Genomic DNA, 18,571 nt, shown 5'->3' with positions numbered 1-18,571 from the left:
TTGTGGGAGAGTACTGGCCTGTGAAGTAAGAATCCTCGACTTCTACAAAGTCGATGTAGTTCAATTTTTTAATGGGAAAAATTAATATTGAATTTTCAATTTAAAACTCTTATTTTTTAATTTTAAATAATATATAATTTTATTTTAAATTTAAAATTCATAAACTAATTTATTTTTAATATTTATTTCTTATAATGTTCGAATATCTATTTCAGTCTAATTGCAAACATTGTTGTGTCATCAAACTGCTCCTGATTTTCACAGAAATCATCTATGTCCTTTTTCACGGAGGTTATTATCTTTTCCAGATCATCATTTTTATGTTTATTTAAAATGTCTTTCAATCTTTCTTCACCGTAAAAATCATTATAGTTGTAATTTGCTTCTGTTATTCCGTCAGTATATAAAATTATTGCATCTCCTGATTTTAATTGGAGTTCATTTGTTTCATAAGGCATATCTTCCATTGCAGCTAAAACTACTCCGGGGTTTATGTTGTAATATTCAAAATTCTCATTTTGTTTGATTAATGGAGGGTTATGGCCTGCATTAACGTAGGATAATTTCTTTGTCTTGAAGTTTATTTTTCCAAGCCAGCATGTGACAAAGAGATTTTCAACATTTCCTTCACAGAGCAGGTTATTTACTTCATAAAATACATCTGAAAGATCTTCGAAGTGTATTGCATAATCCTGGATTAATGTCATTGCCTTAACCATAATCAGTGAGGCGGTTATTCCTTTCCCGCTAACATCTCCAATAACAAATCCGATATTGTCATCATCTATTTTGAAAAAGTCATAAAAATCGCCTGCAACTTCACGTGCAGGTTCCATCATACCCCAAATTTCACATTTTTCGCCATTGTTATATTCTTCAAAATTTTTTGGAATCATGGAATCCTGTATATCATGGCCCAATTTCATCTCTGTTTCAAATCTCTCCTTTTGAGATGTAACTTCAACCAGCTGTTTTCTGTAAAGATTCAAATCTTCTTCCATTTCAAGCAGTGAACCTGCAAGGGATTTTAGTTCATTGTTAACTGTTATTGAATTTAAATCTTCGTTAAGTTTTTGATAATCCTGGGGTGTGGTTATATTTCGGGATAATGATTTGGTTAGTTTGTTGATAGGTTTTGTCATATTTTTTTCCAGATAATACATATAAATTAAAACTGGAATTATGATTAATGATATAAACTGCTCAATAATGTATGCAAAATTGCTAAGTACGTCTGTTGGAGTTATTATGCCCGGAATAAATACGTATAGTGGCAAAGTGGTTATTGCAAGAAGGATTAACAATAGTAAAAATAGGGAGGAATTAATTTTATTGAATAAATTTATGTTAATATCTTCATTTATTGTATAATTCTCTCCAAATGGTTTTGTTATATAGATTATCATGAGCACCATTACTAAAATACTTATTATTGTTGAATCAAAGGCATTGTTATCGGATATTGTATTTACCATTCCGATAATGATTGCAGCAATTAGTAGAATTGGATAAACTTTTTTAGGCAAAACCTGTTTCAATCCTTTTGGAGTGTATACTGGTATTTTATATTTGATTGCAAGGTGTATTCCTATTATCATAATCAGTATGCTTAACGGTGATAATATTATTATATTGTCATGTAAATTCTTAACATCGTATTGTCCTTTAACCAGTCCGTTTAGTAAAATATATAGTCCTGCCACATAAATCAAAAAGATGGCTAAAAATTTAATTATATTGTATAATTTGTTAAAATTTGGAATTTCCATACCGTCTCTGTTCATTGTGGAATACCATAATTTCCACATTAACATGTTGCATATACAAAATATAATGATTACTTTTAGGACATATGGTGCGTCATGAGGGTCAAATACAAGAAGATATATGCTTTCTACTATAATAAATCCTAAGATTCCAAAAGGACCCCATAATAGACATAAAACAGGCATAATGGCAATTTCAAGATTCACTTCTGAGGTGGAATCAACAATATTGAAAAATATTATTGTTGTAAAAGTCATGGCCATTGCGAATAATATCTTGAATTTATTTGATTTAAAAAGTTCTCTAATTCTATTCATAACTTTCACAACCATTATATTTTATTACCAGCATTGTAATGTCATCTTTAGGATTATCATAATTGTAAACTTGATATAAATCAGTTTCAATGCTTTTAATTATATTTTCTGGATTTTCATCTTTATATTTGTTTACTGTTTCTCTCAAGAGGTTATCGGTGTAAAAGGATTCTGGATTATTCTTTTTCCCTGTTGCTCCGTCAGTATATAAAAACAACATGTCTCCAGGACTTAAATCTATCTCATGTTTTTTATAACTGGTATTTTCTGTGCTTCCTATATTTATATCCGGTTTGATTTTCAAAAATTCGAAATCCTGATGGTCATGTTTGACTAATGGAGGATTGTGTCCGGCATTAACAAAACTTAATTTTCCGCTCTTGAAATTTAATTTTCCAAACCATGATGTAACAATCAGGTTATCGTCATTTCCCTTACAGGTTAAATCATTAACCTTTTCAAAAAGTTCTTCGAGATCAGAATTGAATTTACTGTGGTTTTCAATTAGTTGCATGGTTTTGACCATGAATAATGTTGCAGGGACCCCTGTTCCACTTACATCTCCAATAACGAAAGCAGCATTATCACTATCCATGTCAAAATAGTCATAAAATGCTCCTCCAACTACTTTTGCAGGTTTCATTAATCCATAAATTTCGAAAGGCTTGTTATTGGAGAATTCATCAAAGTTTGTTTTTAGCATTCCTGATTGAATATTGCTTGCAATTTTAAACTCAGTTTCAATTTTCTCTTTTTCTGCAGTTGTTCTTTCGAGGTTATTTAAATTGTTTTCAATGTTGTTGCTTAATGTGATAAATGATTCAATTAATTTGGTCATGTCATCGTTGTTTTTCAGATATTTTTCGAATTTTTTAGTGTGATTCTCATCATGCTCAGAATCTTTATCATTTCTGTATTGTTTTAGTGAATCGATTAGTTCATAAATCGGATTGGTTATTGTCTTTTCAACATAATAAATGTGGAATATGCAAAAGAGAATCATCAGTCCGCTTCCAAAGCATAAATTGAATAGCTGAATGTAATCTTCATTGAAGTTGTAGGTAAAAATCATACTTATTGTAATTAGTTCATCAAAAAGGACGATAAATAGAATGGACAGTATTATTAAGAAAAATAGTATAATTTTTTCAATGATTGAGTACTTAATGACTCTTACTTCTATATTTGCTTCAAACTTGTTTATGCAGAATAATATTGCCATAACGAGAGTCATTCCAAAGAATATGTTGTCTGTAATACTGTTGTCAATGTGGAATGCTTGAACAATAATCAGATAGCCCAGTAACAGTATAAAACCTACTATAAAATATTTATTGTTGATATCAATGAGATTTATCCATTTTCTAGGTGTTTGCATAGGCAATTCTTCTATGTTGAAAATGCTGATGAAGAATATTCCGAATATTAAAGTGAAATTAAACAGATTTAAGGCATATGATGTCTGTTTAATAAAGCTTGATAATGGATAAATTATATACATTTTGGGATATGCTTCAAATGATATGTATATTAATGCCCAATAGACAATTGCAAGAATCAAAGCTATAATTAAAAATTTAAATATATTATAGGTTGAATTGAATTTTGGGGTGTTGATTGTCTTTTCTTTAAAGGTCGTATACCATAATTTGTATGCAAGTATGGATATAAAGAACATTATTGTAAAATCAATTAATGCTGCTCTTGGATCTGCCCCTTCAAAAAGCTGCCAGGTAAGACTGGCTAGGGCTTGACCTAAACCTCCAATAGGACCAAACATCATTCCAAAAACAGGAGCAATACCAACATCGGCGATTATATACTCTCCTCCAAAGGGCATATGCTCAAAAAAATAATATAAGATAAATTCCACTGTAAAAGTGAAAATAAAAATGAATTTTTTATTGTCAAATAGTTTTTTAAGCATTTTATCCCTTTATGATGTTTTCTTTAAAATGAATTACTTATGTAATATATGTATTTAAATAAGTTATATTAGTTTTTTTAGTTATGTGAGAATATTTTTTTAATTTGCCGGGTGTGATGCTAAATTTAAATATAATAATCTGAATATTTTAATTAATGAAAAAATATTTTTAGTTTGATTTTTTTGAGGATATTATGAAACAAGTTATGATTGTAAGAACAGATTTAAAAATGCGTAAGGGAAAAATTGCCGCTCAGTGCTGTCACGGAGCTATTGGTGCATATAAAAAATCACCGGCAGATAAAATTAGAAAATGGGAAAATGAAGCTTATGCAAAAGTAGTTTTAAAAGTTAAGACATTAGAGGAATTAACCGAGCTTAAAAAAATTGCAGATAAAAAAGGTATTGCTAATTATTTGGTAGTTGATGCTGGAAGGACACAGATACCTACATCAAGCGTTACCGTTTTGGCACTCGGGCCGGATGAAGATGAAATCCTTGATGAAATAACAGGAGATTTGAAACTTTTATAACATAAACTGTCATTTAATTGAAGCTACTTTTAATTAAACAGGGTCGTGATTATTATCATAAAACAGGTTGTAAAAATAGGGGGAAGTCTGTTCCCGAATCATGCAATAACATTGGCGGATAAGTTAAAAAATACTGATTCATGCATTATTCTGGGTGGTGGTGAGTTTGCAAATTTAATTCGCAAATATGATGCTGAACTTGACTTTTCAGACTCTGCCAATCATTGGACAGCTATCGATTGCATGGACATTATAGCAAAACTTGTAAATGATAAAGTGGAATCTGTAAAATTGGCATTTTCTATTGAGGATATAAATAATATCTCTGATGAAGGTTTCACTCCAATTTTTGTTGTTTCCCAATTCTTAAAGTCAGAAGATCCTTTTGAATGTTCGTGGGACGTAACTTCAGATTCGATTGCTGCCTATGTTGCACACTTACTAAATGCAAACCTTTTAATAGTAACAAATGTAAATGGTATATATACCCAAGAACCGAAGGAGCCAGGTTCAACATTCATAAGTAAAATTGATGCAAAAACTTTACTAACTTTTCAGGAGTCATCGATTGATGTAATGTTGCCGTCTCTTTTATTAAAGTTTGGGACTAATTGTTATGTTGTGAATGGAAAATATCCCGAAAGGGTTTTGTCTCTTATAGATGATAATATAAAGGATTATAATTTCGATTACACACAAATAATAGGTGATTAAAAATGAAAACTGTAGAATGTATTTCATGCAAACAAGAAATTCCATTAACTGGACCTTTTGTTGAATTCGAGTGTCCAGAATGTGGAGCAAAAATATCAAGATGTGAAAAATGCCGTACTTTCGGTCACGCTTACAAATGTGAATGTGGATTTGAAGGACCATAAATTTGTAAATTGGAGGAATTAGAATGGGTGAAGTATTAACAACTATGAAAATCATGCCAGACAGTCCGGATGTAGATTTAGAAGCTATTAAAACAACTATTAAAGATTCCATGCCTGAAGGAGCAACCCTTCATGATATGAAAGAAGAACCAATTGCTTTTGGTTTAGTTGCAATCATCATTAGTTTCATCACTGATGATGGTGAAGGTGGATCTGAACCTGTGGAAGAAATGGTTTCTGCTATTGAAGGCGTAGCCAGTATTGAAATTACTGGTGTTGGAAGATTAATGGAATAAGTTCCTAAATCTTCTTTTTTAAATTTTAGGGTTATTTAATAACTCTTTTACTTTTTTTTAAATTCTCTCATATTCCTGATTTTAAAGAGTTAATGTTGGTGTTAATTCAGTTTATTTCTTTTTTAAAATTAAGTATATTAAATAATTTTAAATATTTTTTTTAAAAGATATATTTATGTATATTTATTTTGAGGATGAATATGAAATTTAATAAAATTGTTTTATATTCCCTTGTATTGCTGGTTTTATTGTTTTCAATTACTGCAATATCTGCTGCTGATTTAAACGATACTAGTGATATGGGTGATGTTTTAAAAGATGATGGTGATATTAAATCCTATTATGATTTAAATTATGATATTGCCTTAGAAAATTCAAGTTTTAATTTGGAATCCGATTATAAATTTGATAATCAAAGTGATATGAATTATAATCGGGGAATTAGAATTGCTAAGGAAAATTTTACAATCAATGGAAATAATCATGCAATAGACTGTTCTAATCAGGCTAGAGCATTTGTGGTTGTTGGAAAAGATGTGAAAATAAACAATCTGATTATAAAAAATGCTTTTTACGGATATGGTTCCGCTATTATATCCTACTCAAAGCTGACCCTGAATAATGTGACTTTTATAAACTGTTCTGGGGTTGGTTCTTTTAACGGCGGCGCTGTTCTTGTCACTGGTGCAACTTTAAATGTAAATAACTGTAAATTTATTGATACATCTGGTGAGGAAGGGGCTTCAATTACTTCATCAATGGGTGTTGTCAATGTTGTCAATTCAACATTCACCAGCAGTTCTGATAAAATCATTAAGGGCCATATTTACTCACAAAATTCAAATTTAACTGTTTTGAACTCTAATTTTTTAAATACTGATTCTAAATATGCAACTGCAATTTTTGCTACTGGTGAGGGAAACATTTTAATTTTAAATTCTAAATTTAAAAACTTGTCTGCCAATAAAACAGCAGGTGCAATCAGTGTTAAATCAATTTCTAAGTTAACTATTTCTGATTGTGAATTTGATAATGTTTACAGTGAAAAAAATGGTGGTGCGGTTTTTGCAGATGTGTTTGAAGGAAACGGCCAGGTCATGGTTCAAAACAGCAAATTCCATGACTGTTATTCTGAATTTGGTGGAGCTATTCTTCAATTAGGCGGAAGTTTAATAGTTAAAGATTCTAATTTTGCTGATAATGTTGCAGAATATGAAGGCGGTGCAATTTATACCAGTTTTGTTGATGTGAGGATATCAAATTCAACATTCAAATCCAATACTGCATCAGACAACATATCTTATGGTGGTGCAGGTTATTTTGATATGGGAAATGTAATTATCGAGAAAAGCACTTTTGAAAATAATGCAGCATTTGGAGTATCAACAGTTTATGCATATGATACTAATTTGACTTTAGAAAATAACTGCTTTAACAATCCTTCTGATGTTACAAGCATATATACAGTATATGGAAAAGTAATAGACAAAGGAAATACTTTCAATGATGATAAATGGTCATTTGATAATACTAATTACTTCTATAATTTTGAAAATACTGCAAATCCGTTTATAATAATCAATAACACTCTGATATTTGATAAGTTGCCTGAAAAATTTGATTTGAGGAAATACGGTTGGGTTTCACCTGTTAAAAACCAGGGATTCATGGGCTCTTGCTGGGCATTCGGTAATGTAGCCGCATTAGAGTCAGCATTACTTCGTTATGCAAATGTATCTTATTCTTTATCTGAAAACAATGTTCAAAATTCAATGCTTCAATTTTCAAAATATGGACAGTTGAATTCGGAAGAAGGAGGAACTCCTTTTGCTCCTATAGCATATTTGATAGATTGGATGGGGATTTTCCCAAGTGAATATGACAGTTATGACGAACTTGGTAAAATATCTTCATTGCTTATCACACCTGAGGACATTCACATTCAAAATGTGGTTGTTGTTCCTCCAAGAAATAACTCTCTGGACAATGATTTGATTAAAAACGCTCTGATTAAATATGGTGCTCTGGCAGTAAGTCACAATGCAGATTTTAACAAAACTGCTTATTTCAATGAATCAAGCTATGCACAGTATTATTATGGTAAGACAATATCAACTCATAGAGTTTGTGTTGTGGGGTGGGATGATACTTATTCCAGATATAATTTCTTAAAAACCGCTCCAGGTGACGGCGCATGGATTGTTAAAAACAGTTGGGGATCCAACTGGGCTGACGGCGGATATTTCTATGTTTCATATTATGATACATCATTTGCTACAGATCGTGAAAGTGTTGGATATATAATTAATAACGATTCCTACAACAGGATTTATCAAATTGATGTTGGTGGAGAATTATCTATGGGTATTACTTTCAATTATTATTCTAACGTGTTTACTGCTGATGAAGATGAATTAATTGCTGCAGTTGGAACATATTTTGAAAAAACCGGATTGAAATACGAATTTAAAATATCTGTAAATGATGTTGAAGTTTATTCTCATGAAGGCACAAGTGAATTCGGAGGATATTCAACAATCAAATTAAACAAATATGTACAAATCAAAAAAGGGGATGTTTTCCGAATAACCTTTAAAAATAATTCACCTATTATTGATGACCTCAGAATCCATACTCAAAAGGGAACTTCATTTGTAAGTGATGACGGTAAGAATTGGACTGATTTGGCAAAAGATAAAAGTGTGGCTATTATAAAAGCTTACACCATTTCCGATTTAAACATTACTAAAAATTTAGTGAAATACTATAAGAATGAAACTCCGTTTGTTGCAGAAGTCGGTCCTGGTGAAGAAGTTATATTTGAATTCAAAGGAATAACTCACACTGTAAAAGCGGATGAAAATGGATTAGCTAAATTTGAAGTCAACGCTAACCCTGGAAAGTACGCTATCACAACAAATTACAAGGGAAATTCAATCGTCAATTACATCATTATAAAAAACACTGTTGTTTCTTCCAATGTTGAAAAAACTTATAATGCTAACTGTAATTATAAATTTAGAATTGTGGATTCTACCGGAAACTCTGTAAAAAATACTAAAGTTGCTGTTTCTGTTAATGGAAAATCTAAAAGTTATAAAACGGATAATTCTGGATATATAACTCTTAAATTCACCAAATTGACTAAAACACAAAAAATCACAGTTAAGAATCCAAAAACAGGTGAGATTAAAACCACTAAAATAGTGATTTATTCAAGGTTTTCAGATGTGAAAAATGTTGCAATGTATTACTTTGACGGATCTAAGTTTAAAGCGAAAATACTTGATGACAATGCCAAACCAGTCGGTAAAAATAAAGTAGTGACCATTAAGATTAACAAAAAAACTTACAAGGTCAAAAGCAATGCCAAAGGGATGATTGCTTTTAAAATACCGAATACAGTAAAACCAGGCTCATATAAGTTAACTGCAACTTACAAAGGAGATGCTGTCAAAAAAACTGTTAAAGTAAAGCAAAATCTTAAAACCAAGAAATATTCTGTTAAAAAGTCTTCTAAAAAACTCATTATCAAGGCAACTCTCAAGAATGGTAAAAAAGCAGTCAGCGGTAAAAAAATAACTTTAAAACTTAATGGTAAAAAATTCACCTCAAAAACCAATAAGAACGGAATTGTTAAGTTCACAATAAATAAAAATATTATTGAAAAACTTAAAATAGGTAAAAAATACTCTATGAGTGTTATTTATCTAAAAAACACTGTTAAAACAACTTTGAATGTCAAACGTTAATGGAAAATAATTTATTTTCCTTTTTTCTTTTTTTTTTACATGTGGTGTGTTGGCAGAAATTATTTAATTTTGATTGTATTTTAATTTTTTAGTGTGGACATTAATCCTTATACTCTGTAGTGTATTCATGAATGTATCTTATATTTATAAATAATTGGGTTGATTAAGCAATAATCATGGTGTTAATTTAAAAAATTAATCTCTGTGCTTTAAAAAATCATGCAAATTATAATGGAACATTTTTTAATAAAAAATAGAAAAATTAGTTAAAAAGTGAACAATAATTCAAACTCAATAATTTCTGCTAACATTCAACTATTTTTTTTTAACAAAATTTTTATATTTTCTTTCACAAAAATATATTTCGTATTAAATTAAATGGGGGTAAAATTTATTAAGAATTATAAAATCATGCTTATCATTGTCTTTGTGGCATTGATATGTTCATTATCATTTGTTAGTGCAAATGAACTAGGCAATGCTACGAATTTGGAAAATGATGGATTAAGTTTGGAGGAATCTGATTTTCAGGCGGATTCTTTAAGTGCTGTCAATGATGATTCTTATTATGATATTGATTTAAGAAAGACATCTTCATCGAATGGTGATGTTTTAGGTTCAAGCATTGAAAATGATGAAATTTTAAATGCAAGTAATGAGTATAAGTTATCTGCTTCGAAAATAGGAAGTAAAACTGAGCTTGCGAAGTTAATTAAGGATGCCAAACCGGGTTCAACAGTAACTTTAGATAATGATTACAATGGTAGTCTAAGTGATGGACTTTTTGATACGGTTATTACTATAACTAAGAATATTGTAATAGATGGTAATGGACATAGTATTTACACCATTACCGGGTCACCGATTTTTACAATAAATCATGCTCCTTCATTAGGATTTGTAGAAATAAAAAATATTAATTTTATTGGCGGATCGTGTGGAATTATTCGAACTGCTGAGGGGGCGGGCGCTATTATTGTTTCTAATTGCACATTTACAAAAACTTTGGCCGAGTTTTGTGGAGGTGCAATCTTTATATATGGAAAGAGTCCTGAATCATATATTATTAATTGTACTTTTAAAAATTGTATGGCTATGGGTAAATGGAAGATGGTTAAACCGGAAGGTTTCTATCAAGGGTCTTCTACTGCACTTAGTAATGGTGGTGCCATTACTGTTTGTAGTCCTGTTACTATCAAATCTTGTCGTTTTGAAAATTGTACTGCTGGAGATGGGGGTGCAATAAAGGTAGGTCGGACTAAAGCAAAAATAATAGATTCCGTTTTTGTTAATAATTGTGCTGGAGGCTTGGTTAATGTCCAAAATTATAAACATGGGGGAGCCATTTATCTTACAGAAGCTGATGGTAGTTTAGTTAAGGGATGCACATTCATTGACAATCATGCTGATCGTTATGGAGGTGCAATATCTGTGTGTTCTGGTGTTAATATTAAAATTGAGGACAGTGTTTTCAATTCTAATTACCTGGGTGATGGTATTCATAAACTGGGCGGTGCAATATATTTAAACAGCGGTTTGAGAGAAAAGAATCTTATTATTCAAATAACTAGGTGTTCATTCAGTAATAATGGATATGGTGGTGGCGAGCGTACCTGTTATAAGGGTGGTGCAATATATTATAGTGATGTTGAAAAGGCACATATTTCAGATTGTAATTTTACTGGTAATGCCGCATCAGAACGGGGTGGCGCGATATATGCAAAATCCTCCTGCCCTGATATTATAGGATGTGTCTTTACCAAAAATCATGCTAACGAGAGGGGCGGAGCAATATATCTTGATTCTAGAAATAATGTTGTTAACTGGTGTGTTTTTGATTCCAATTCCGCTGATGATGATGGTGGAGCCATTTATGTAGAAGCAAGATATAACACAATAAAGAATTCCTTGTTTGTAAACAATAAGGCTAAAGATGAAGGTGGTGCTGTTTATATCAATGGAAGGTATGCAAAAATTCATTTATCCAATTTCTTTACTAACACCGCTAAAAAAGGTTATGATATTTATTGTGACTCCAGCTCTTGTGAACTTTACGGTTCTATTATTCTAGGAAACACTCCTAAAAATGCGGTGTATTCCTCTAAATCATTTTCCGCCGGGAAAAATTGGTGGGGAAATGTTGAAAGCAATAAAAATGTCAAACCTGATGTTAATAAGAAAGTGGATCTTGAAAATAATTGGATTTATCTTAAGAATGAGGTTAAGTATGACCACACTGGCTCACTGCCTAGTGCGGTTCTTAAAGCAAGCCTATGGTCTAATAAGTTTGATTATGAGGTTACCAGTTATCTAAAGTTTGTATTTGATATGGAATTCACAAACACGGCTTCAAATACCAATAAAATAGATTCTGGTGGTTTCAGCGATTTTATCATTCCATTAACTACAACTAATACTGCAGTTACTCTTTCAAAAGATAAATGGTCTCATAAAATTAATTTGAAATATGATTCTCCTAGTTACACTCATTCTTTATCACATCTAAAGAATGATATTAGTAATGCAGATTCTGTCTTGAATTTAACAGCAGATTATGAGTATACTGATGTCTGCGACAAAAGCCTGATTAATGGATTTAGGCCTGGTATAAATATAGTCATTAATGGTAACGGACATACTATCGACGGAAAAAATATCGCTTCATTATTTGACATGAATTATAGGGAGCTGACCTTGAAAAATGTCAAAATAGTCAATTTCAAAAATGTAATCAAGTCTAAAAGAGATTTTTATATAGAAAATTGTACTTTCATTAATTGTGGAAATGGTTTTGAGGTATTTAATGTTTCAGCTGGAGTAATTTCGATTAAAGATTCTAAATTTTATGATTGTTATTCCAATTCATCCTTAATCCGTTGTGATGGTGATGGCTTTACTTTGTCAATGGTTGGTTGTGAACTTATAGGAAATAATGCCAGTTCTCTTGTAAAAGGTACTCATTCCAAGTCATTTACCATTGTTCAAAACATTTTCCTGAATAATAATTTCACTGAAATGTTTAAGTTTACAAAAGGTAACCCTTCAGTTGCAGATTATGATTTCAATTGGTTCGGGAATACTATAAATGATTTTGATTTCAGACCGAACGTCAATGTTGATTTGGATCATTGGATGGTCTTGAACCTTGTTAACGGTAAAGATACATTTGGAACAAAGTATGTTTATCTCAATCCGTATAATGCAATTTCTCAAGAGATTGAAAACAGCACCTATTTGGATGTTGGGTTCAATGTTTCTTCTAATGGGGAATATATTGGATTTGTGGATGTTGTTTCAGGTGTAGGCATGTTTGATTATTCATATAGTTCAAATTTTGTGACTTTAAGTCATTTGTCCTGTAATTTCTCATTTTATGTTGAAAATTTCCTGCCGGGTTCCTTTTCAGATTTGCAGTATCAGATTAACAATGCAGGTCCTGTTTTAAACCTGACACGCAACTATGAGTATATGCCAGCTTGTGATTCTAAACTCAGATATATAAGCATTGATAAACCATTGATATTGAATGGTAACGGTTTTACAATAGATGCTAAATGTATGGCAAATATTGCTAGAATCACAGGTGGTGATGTTCAAGTATTAAACACTACTTTCATTAACAGTAAAGGTTCTGCAGTCCAGATTATGGCTAATAATGTTTTGATTAATTCAACTTTCGTCAATAACACTAATATTGTAGGTTTAGGTGATGGAGGTGCGATTAGGGTATATGAATCCAATAATGTTGTTATCGATTCTACATTCATTAATAATACTGCTGATGGTGGAGGCGCAATTAGTATCGATACATCTAAGAATGTTGTCATTGACTCAATATTTGTGAATAATGCTGCTAAAATAGGTGGTGCAATTCTTTCTATTTCTTCTGAGGTTTCAGTTACTGGAGTATTTGTAAACAATTCTGCTAAAAATGGTGCCGCCATTTATCTCGATGCTAGTCCCGATGATTTAAATAGGATTTATAAATCCTTGTTTATGTCAAATAGGGCAAATTATAGTGTTATTAGTGTTAAGGGTACTCTAAATTCTCATGTTGCTGATGTTCATTATTCAATTTTCCTAGAAAACAACTGTCTTCATGACATCGCATCAGGTAACAAGGACATTGTTAATGCGGATTATAACTGGTTTGGAAACACCAATGAAAATTACAATGTTAAACCTAATGTCGAATCAAGCGTTAAATTGAACAGATGGTTGTTTTTGGATGCCAATGCCAACGGCACTCTTTTAAAAATAGATGAATCCGCAGTCATTAATGTTAGTCTGAATAATGCTTATGACCGTACCTCCCGGAAGGTTTATGATGTGGAAACTAATCTTCCTGCTGTTTGTTTCGATGTTTCATCTGTCAATAATGCTGTAGCTTTGGATAAGCTTGAATTGGTTGACGGCAAAGGCAATGCGTCTTACATGCCTGTTAATGATGGTGTGGGAAGTGTTGATTTTAAATATTATTCATTTAATAAAACAGTTACATTTAATGTAGTTAGGGTTCCTGAAGATTCATTTACAAAATTGCAGGAAATTATCAATAACGCAAGTGTTCATGACAGTATAGTCTTAAACAGGTCTTATAAATATTACCCTAACTTTGATGGTGATTTGAAGAACGGTATTGTGATTAATAAAAGTTTGATGGTCAATGGTAATGGTCATGTGATTGACGGTGCAAATCAGGCCCGTTTATTTAATCTTACTACTAATTCCATTGAATTGTATAATTTCATTTTGGTTAATGGTTATGCGGAAAATGGTAGTGTTATATATTCCAATGCTGCAGGCGATAAGTTGTCCAGTTCAATTGTTTTAAATTCAACAGGTTCTGTAATTTATTGTCCGTTCTGGTTTGCTGCGAATGAAAACTGGTTTGGAAATACAATTGATGATTATGATGTCGCTCCTGTTGTTGAAGGCGACCAGGTTGAATTAAATAAATGGTTGTTTTTAACAGTTGATGTGTCCAAATTCGACTTGTTTGTTGGTGATAAGGCAATCATTACTCTTAACTTGACCAATATGTATGATGCAACTAAAGGAACTAATTCTACATTCACTGGTATAATTCCAGTCACTTTTGACTTGTCCTGTGTTGGTGGAGACATCAATGTTTCTGAGGCCACACTGATTGATGGTGTTGCCGAATTAGAGTTTATCGGCGACGGTATTGGGCCAGGTTATCTGGAAATGTCCTGTTATAATGTCAATGAAGAGGTTTACTTTAATGTAAGTTGTGATGATGATTCATTTACTGCTCTTCAGAAATTAATCAATAATGCTAATGGCAAAGTTGTTTTGCAGCATGACTACAGGTATTACGATTATGATGAGAAACTTAAGAGTGGAATTTTAATTAAAAAATCACACATTGAGATTGATGGTGACGGACATGTCATAGATGCTTCAAATAAAGCCGGTGTGTTTAATATTGCTGGTGAATATGTTGCTGTATATGATGTGTCTATTGTTAATTCCAAAAATACTGTTTCTGTTGATGGGGGATATGCTGCTTTCGATAATGTTTCATTTATCAGTAATGCTGATGTGATATCTGTTGTTGATGGTACTGTGGAAATTGTGGGTTGTTATTTCCTCAATAATTCCAATGTTGTTGATTTGAAATCTGCTTATGATGTTTTCATTTCAGATTCCACATTTATAAATAATACAAATATTATCAACGCATTTTATAGTACTTTAACTGTTAACAATAGTAGTTTCAAAGGCAGTGATGTAGGTTCTTATTGTGTTAACTTGATTGATTCCAATGCTGAGATTTACTCCTCTAAGTTTGATGAGGTTAATTTAATCAATCCGATTTTCGTATCAATAGATTCTGAGTTATATTTATCCAAAAATACATTAAGCAAATCTCAATACATTGATAATGATGGTACTATAACTTCAAAAACCAGAATTGTTATTCCTGGTGAAAAGTATTATGATTTGTTAATCTATGATAATTTGACTTTAAATGCTACAGTTTATGACGATAATGGCAATATTATTAAGGTCAATGATTTGGAATTTAATATTAATCCAACAATTGACTATAATGAAAGTTCACAGGGTACTGTTTGGATTTTGGATGTTTATTGTTATCCTTGTGGTGAACATGAAGTTAATGCTTCTGTAATTGATTCACTTTCTGATTATAGTTCTGATTGTGTGTTGTTAGATGTTTCTAAGTTTTCATCCAGTGTTGATATCGTTTCATTGGATAACATTACCTGTGGTGAAGTTTTAAACGTTAAAGTGGAGTGTATTAACTTTACCGGTGCAGTTATTGAAATTAGTGATGCTTCCGGCGAGGTTATTTTCAGACAAACAGGTGACATGACAGAGATTAATGTCGAATCATTGGATGCCGGAGTATACACATTAACATACACCAATGTAGGAAATGATGAATATGAATCCAGTTCTGTTATTGCAACATTTGAAGTTTATAAAATTGGATCTGATGTTGTTATTGTAGATAAGCTCAGTTCTCTCTATGCTTTTAATGATTATCAGATAAACTTTACTGTATCCAATAGGACTAATGTCACTGCAAAAATCGTTGATTTAAAGACAGGCGAAGTTATTGTAAACATGAGCGTTCATGCGGATTGTCTTTATGTTAATCTGCTTGCAGGTTCATATAATCTTACCGTAACCAATGTGGGTGATAATAATCATGAAACTTCTTCCGATTCGATGGTATTTGATGTATTGAAAGTTAAATCATCAGTTAAAGTTGATGATGTGTCTGATTATTTCTATGATGATGTTTTAATAACATATGAGGTTGTTAATGCTTCAGATGTCCATGTGGTTATTTGCGATTTGGCTACTGGTGATGTTAAATATAATTTCACATCAACAAACACTTCAATCTCTGATTTGTATTTTGACAGTGGTCGTTATAACATTACACTTTCTGTTGAAGAATCTGATAGTACCAGTTACAGCAGTGATTCTAAAGTCTTCAATGTTTTAAAAGTCGGTTCTTCAATTGTTGTTGCGGGTTTGGATGATTATGTTTATGGTGATGATGTAGAGGTTGATGTTATTGTTGATAACCGTACAACTGTTGTTGTTGAAATTAGAGATAAAACAGGTAAAATAGTTTTCAATGAAATCATTGAAGGGGATTACCTGCCAATGCCGGATTTGTCTGCCGGCGAATACGTTTTATTTGCAAGCAATTTAAAAACTGATAACGTTGCTGGAAGCAATTATACAAAAGCATTCACCATATCTAAGGCAAATTCAATAATTGATATTATATACTTCAATGATACTCTTCCATGGGGTTATTATTTCGATGTGGAATTTGATGGGGATAATCTTACAGATGTTTACGTTGTTGTTCGTGACAGTAATGGTAATGAAATTTCCGGTGGAAATTTAACTAATGATTATGGTTATTTCCTATATAGGTTAGGTAATTTAACTCTTGGCAGTTATTCAATTGAGATTATTAATCCTGGTGATGAGAACATCACAGGTTGCAGTGTTTCAATGAATTTCACCATTTTTAAAGGCAATTCCACTGTTTATATTGATGATATTGCTTCTGTTTATGTTGGTGATGATGTATTAATTGAATATTATGTTTATGTCCCTGGAATAATTGATGTTGTTGTTAGGGATTCTCTGGGAAATATTGTTTATCATGAAGAAAACGCGAATATTTTCAATGTCACTGTTTCAGGTTTGCCTGCAGGTGACTATACAGTTAATGTGACTAATTTGGAAACTGAAAACGTGTTTGGAAATTATTCTGTAAGTAATTTTACTGTTTTCAAATATGATTCCGAGACCATATTGCATGATGTCAGTGATGTTGTCTATGGTGAAAATGTTTTAATAGGATTTGAAGTTGAAAACCCGACTGTTGTAAATGTTAAGATAACTGATGCAAACGGTAATGTCGTTTATGATGAAAATGAAACAGATTACAGTGTCTTGATTACTGATTTGGATGCAGGAGATTATACTGTAAATGTCACCAATATTGAAACATACAATGTGGCTGGAAGCGGCGATTCCAAATCATTCAGGGTCCTGAAGGCATCAATTATTTTGGCAGTTTCTGTTGATGATTCTGTTTACGGGGAACTGTCTGTTGTTAATGTGAGTTCTAATGTTGACGGTGCTTATATTGTGAATATTGGTGATGAGGAATTGTTTGTTAATGTTGTTAATGGTCAAGGAATGGAGATTATTGCTCTTGATGCAGGCGATTACACAGCTAAAATCAATTTCACTGATGACAATTATGATGTCTACACAATAGACGATTCATTTACAGTATTTAAAGCGGATATTGCTGTGAGTATTGAGGTTTTAGATAAGGTTTATACTGCCGAGGTTAGTGGTAATGTCTTTGCCAGTGTCGATGGAGAGTACAAAGTAGTTATTGGTAATTTTGAGGCTCCTGTAACTGTTAAGGATGGTATTGGTAGCTTTGATATTGGAATATTGAATGTAGGTAACTATACTGCATCTGTAAGCTTTAATGGTACTGATAATTACAACTCTGCAGATAATGAGACTGTCTTTGAAGTTACTCAAACTGGCACTAACTTTAACATAATTGCTAATTCTAGTGAAATTGCTTATGGTGGTGCTGTTGAGATTGCTCAAGGTCTTCCTGGTGATGCAACTGGTAATGTAACCTACAGTTTTGCTAACGGCACTGTTATCCAGGTTGTTGGTGTTAATGAGTCATTTGTGTTGTCCGGTTTGAATGCTGGATCTTATGTAATCTATGCAAATTACAGTGGGGATGCTGATTATGCTCCTGCCTGTGACAGTATAACAATAACTGTTGGCAAAGTTGTTAATGATGTTTTAGTTTATTCTTCAGATGTTGTTTATGGTGAAAATGCCACAATTATTATTAATGCTGATGTTGATGGTAGATATACCGTTATTGTCGGCGGTAAAAGGCTAATTGCTGATGTTGTAAATGGTGAGGGTGATGTTGAGGCTGCTTTAAATGCGGGTCGTTATGACATTGCTGTTGAGTATGTGGATGATAATTATGAGAATAATGTGACTTCTATTCCGTTTACTGTTTCTAAAGCGGA

General features: G+C 31.9%; 8 protein-coding genes. 6 read left to right on the top strand and 2 right to left on the bottom strand.

The genetic code is table 11. The annotated features are described in order from the left end of the window. Window positions 1-206 precede the first annotated feature (206 nt). Both QZU75_RS07800 and QZU75_RS07795 read right to left on the bottom strand, forming a co-directional pair. Window positions 207-2,084, bottom strand: coding sequence for a PP2C family protein-serine/threonine phosphatase (locus tag QZU75_RS07800; protein WP_296882800.1), 1,878 nt, complete (start codon window positions 2,082-2,084; stop codon window positions 207-209). Further along, complete coding sequence (locus QZU75_RS07795) at window positions 2,077-4,011, bottom strand: PP2C family protein-serine/threonine phosphatase (RefSeq protein ID WP_296882799.1); 1,935 nt, start codon at window positions 4,009-4,011, stop codon at window positions 2,077-2,079. Before QZU75_RS07795 ends, QZU75_RS07800 begins: the two co-directional genes overlap by 8 nt. A 194-nt stretch (window positions 4,012-4,205) precedes the next feature. On the opposite strand from QZU75_RS07795, the gene pth2 reads away from it, so the two are divergent. The 6 genes from pth2 to QZU75_RS07765 all read left to right on the top strand — a co-directional run. After that, window positions 4,206-4,544, top strand: coding sequence for an aminoacyl-tRNA hydrolase (gene pth2, locus QZU75_RS07790; protein WP_296882797.1), 339 nt, complete (start codon window positions 4,206-4,208; stop codon window positions 4,542-4,544). 45 nt (window positions 4,545-4,589) lie between these two features. After that, window positions 4,590-5,258, top strand: a complete 669-nt coding sequence (locus QZU75_RS07785) for a delta 1-pyrroline-5-carboxylate synthetase (RefSeq protein ID WP_363139643.1) — start codon at window positions 4,590-4,592, stop codon at window positions 5,256-5,258. Between the two features lie 2 nt (window positions 5,259-5,260). Further along, window positions 5,261-5,422, top strand: a complete 162-nt coding sequence (locus QZU75_RS07780) for a zinc finger domain-containing protein (protein ID WP_292740784.1) — start codon at window positions 5,261-5,263, stop codon at window positions 5,420-5,422. A gap of 23 nt (window positions 5,423-5,445) precedes the next feature. Then, window positions 5,446-5,718, top strand: coding sequence for an elongation factor 1-beta (locus QZU75_RS07775; RefSeq protein ID WP_296882795.1), 273 nt, complete (start codon window positions 5,446-5,448; stop codon window positions 5,716-5,718). A 200-nt stretch (window positions 5,719-5,918) separates the two neighbouring features. Continuing rightward, entirely contained in the window at window positions 5,919-9,470 is a 3,552-nt protein-coding gene (locus QZU75_RS07770; RefSeq protein WP_296882794.1) for a C1 family peptidase, read from the top strand. A gap of 411 nt (window positions 9,471-9,881) precedes the next feature. Then, window positions 9,882-18,571: right-handed parallel beta-helix repeat-containing protein (locus QZU75_RS07765; protein ID WP_296882793.1), on the top strand; the 8,690-nt coding region annotated here is incomplete at its 3' end.

This window comes from uncultured Methanobrevibacter sp. (genome assembly GCF_902764455.1).
GTDB lineage: Archaea > Methanobacteriota > Methanobacteria > Methanobacteriales > Methanobacteriaceae > Methanocatella.
The sequence above is the reverse complement of the archived record's forward strand: the minus strand, read 5'-3'. Positions and strand labels throughout refer to the sequence as shown.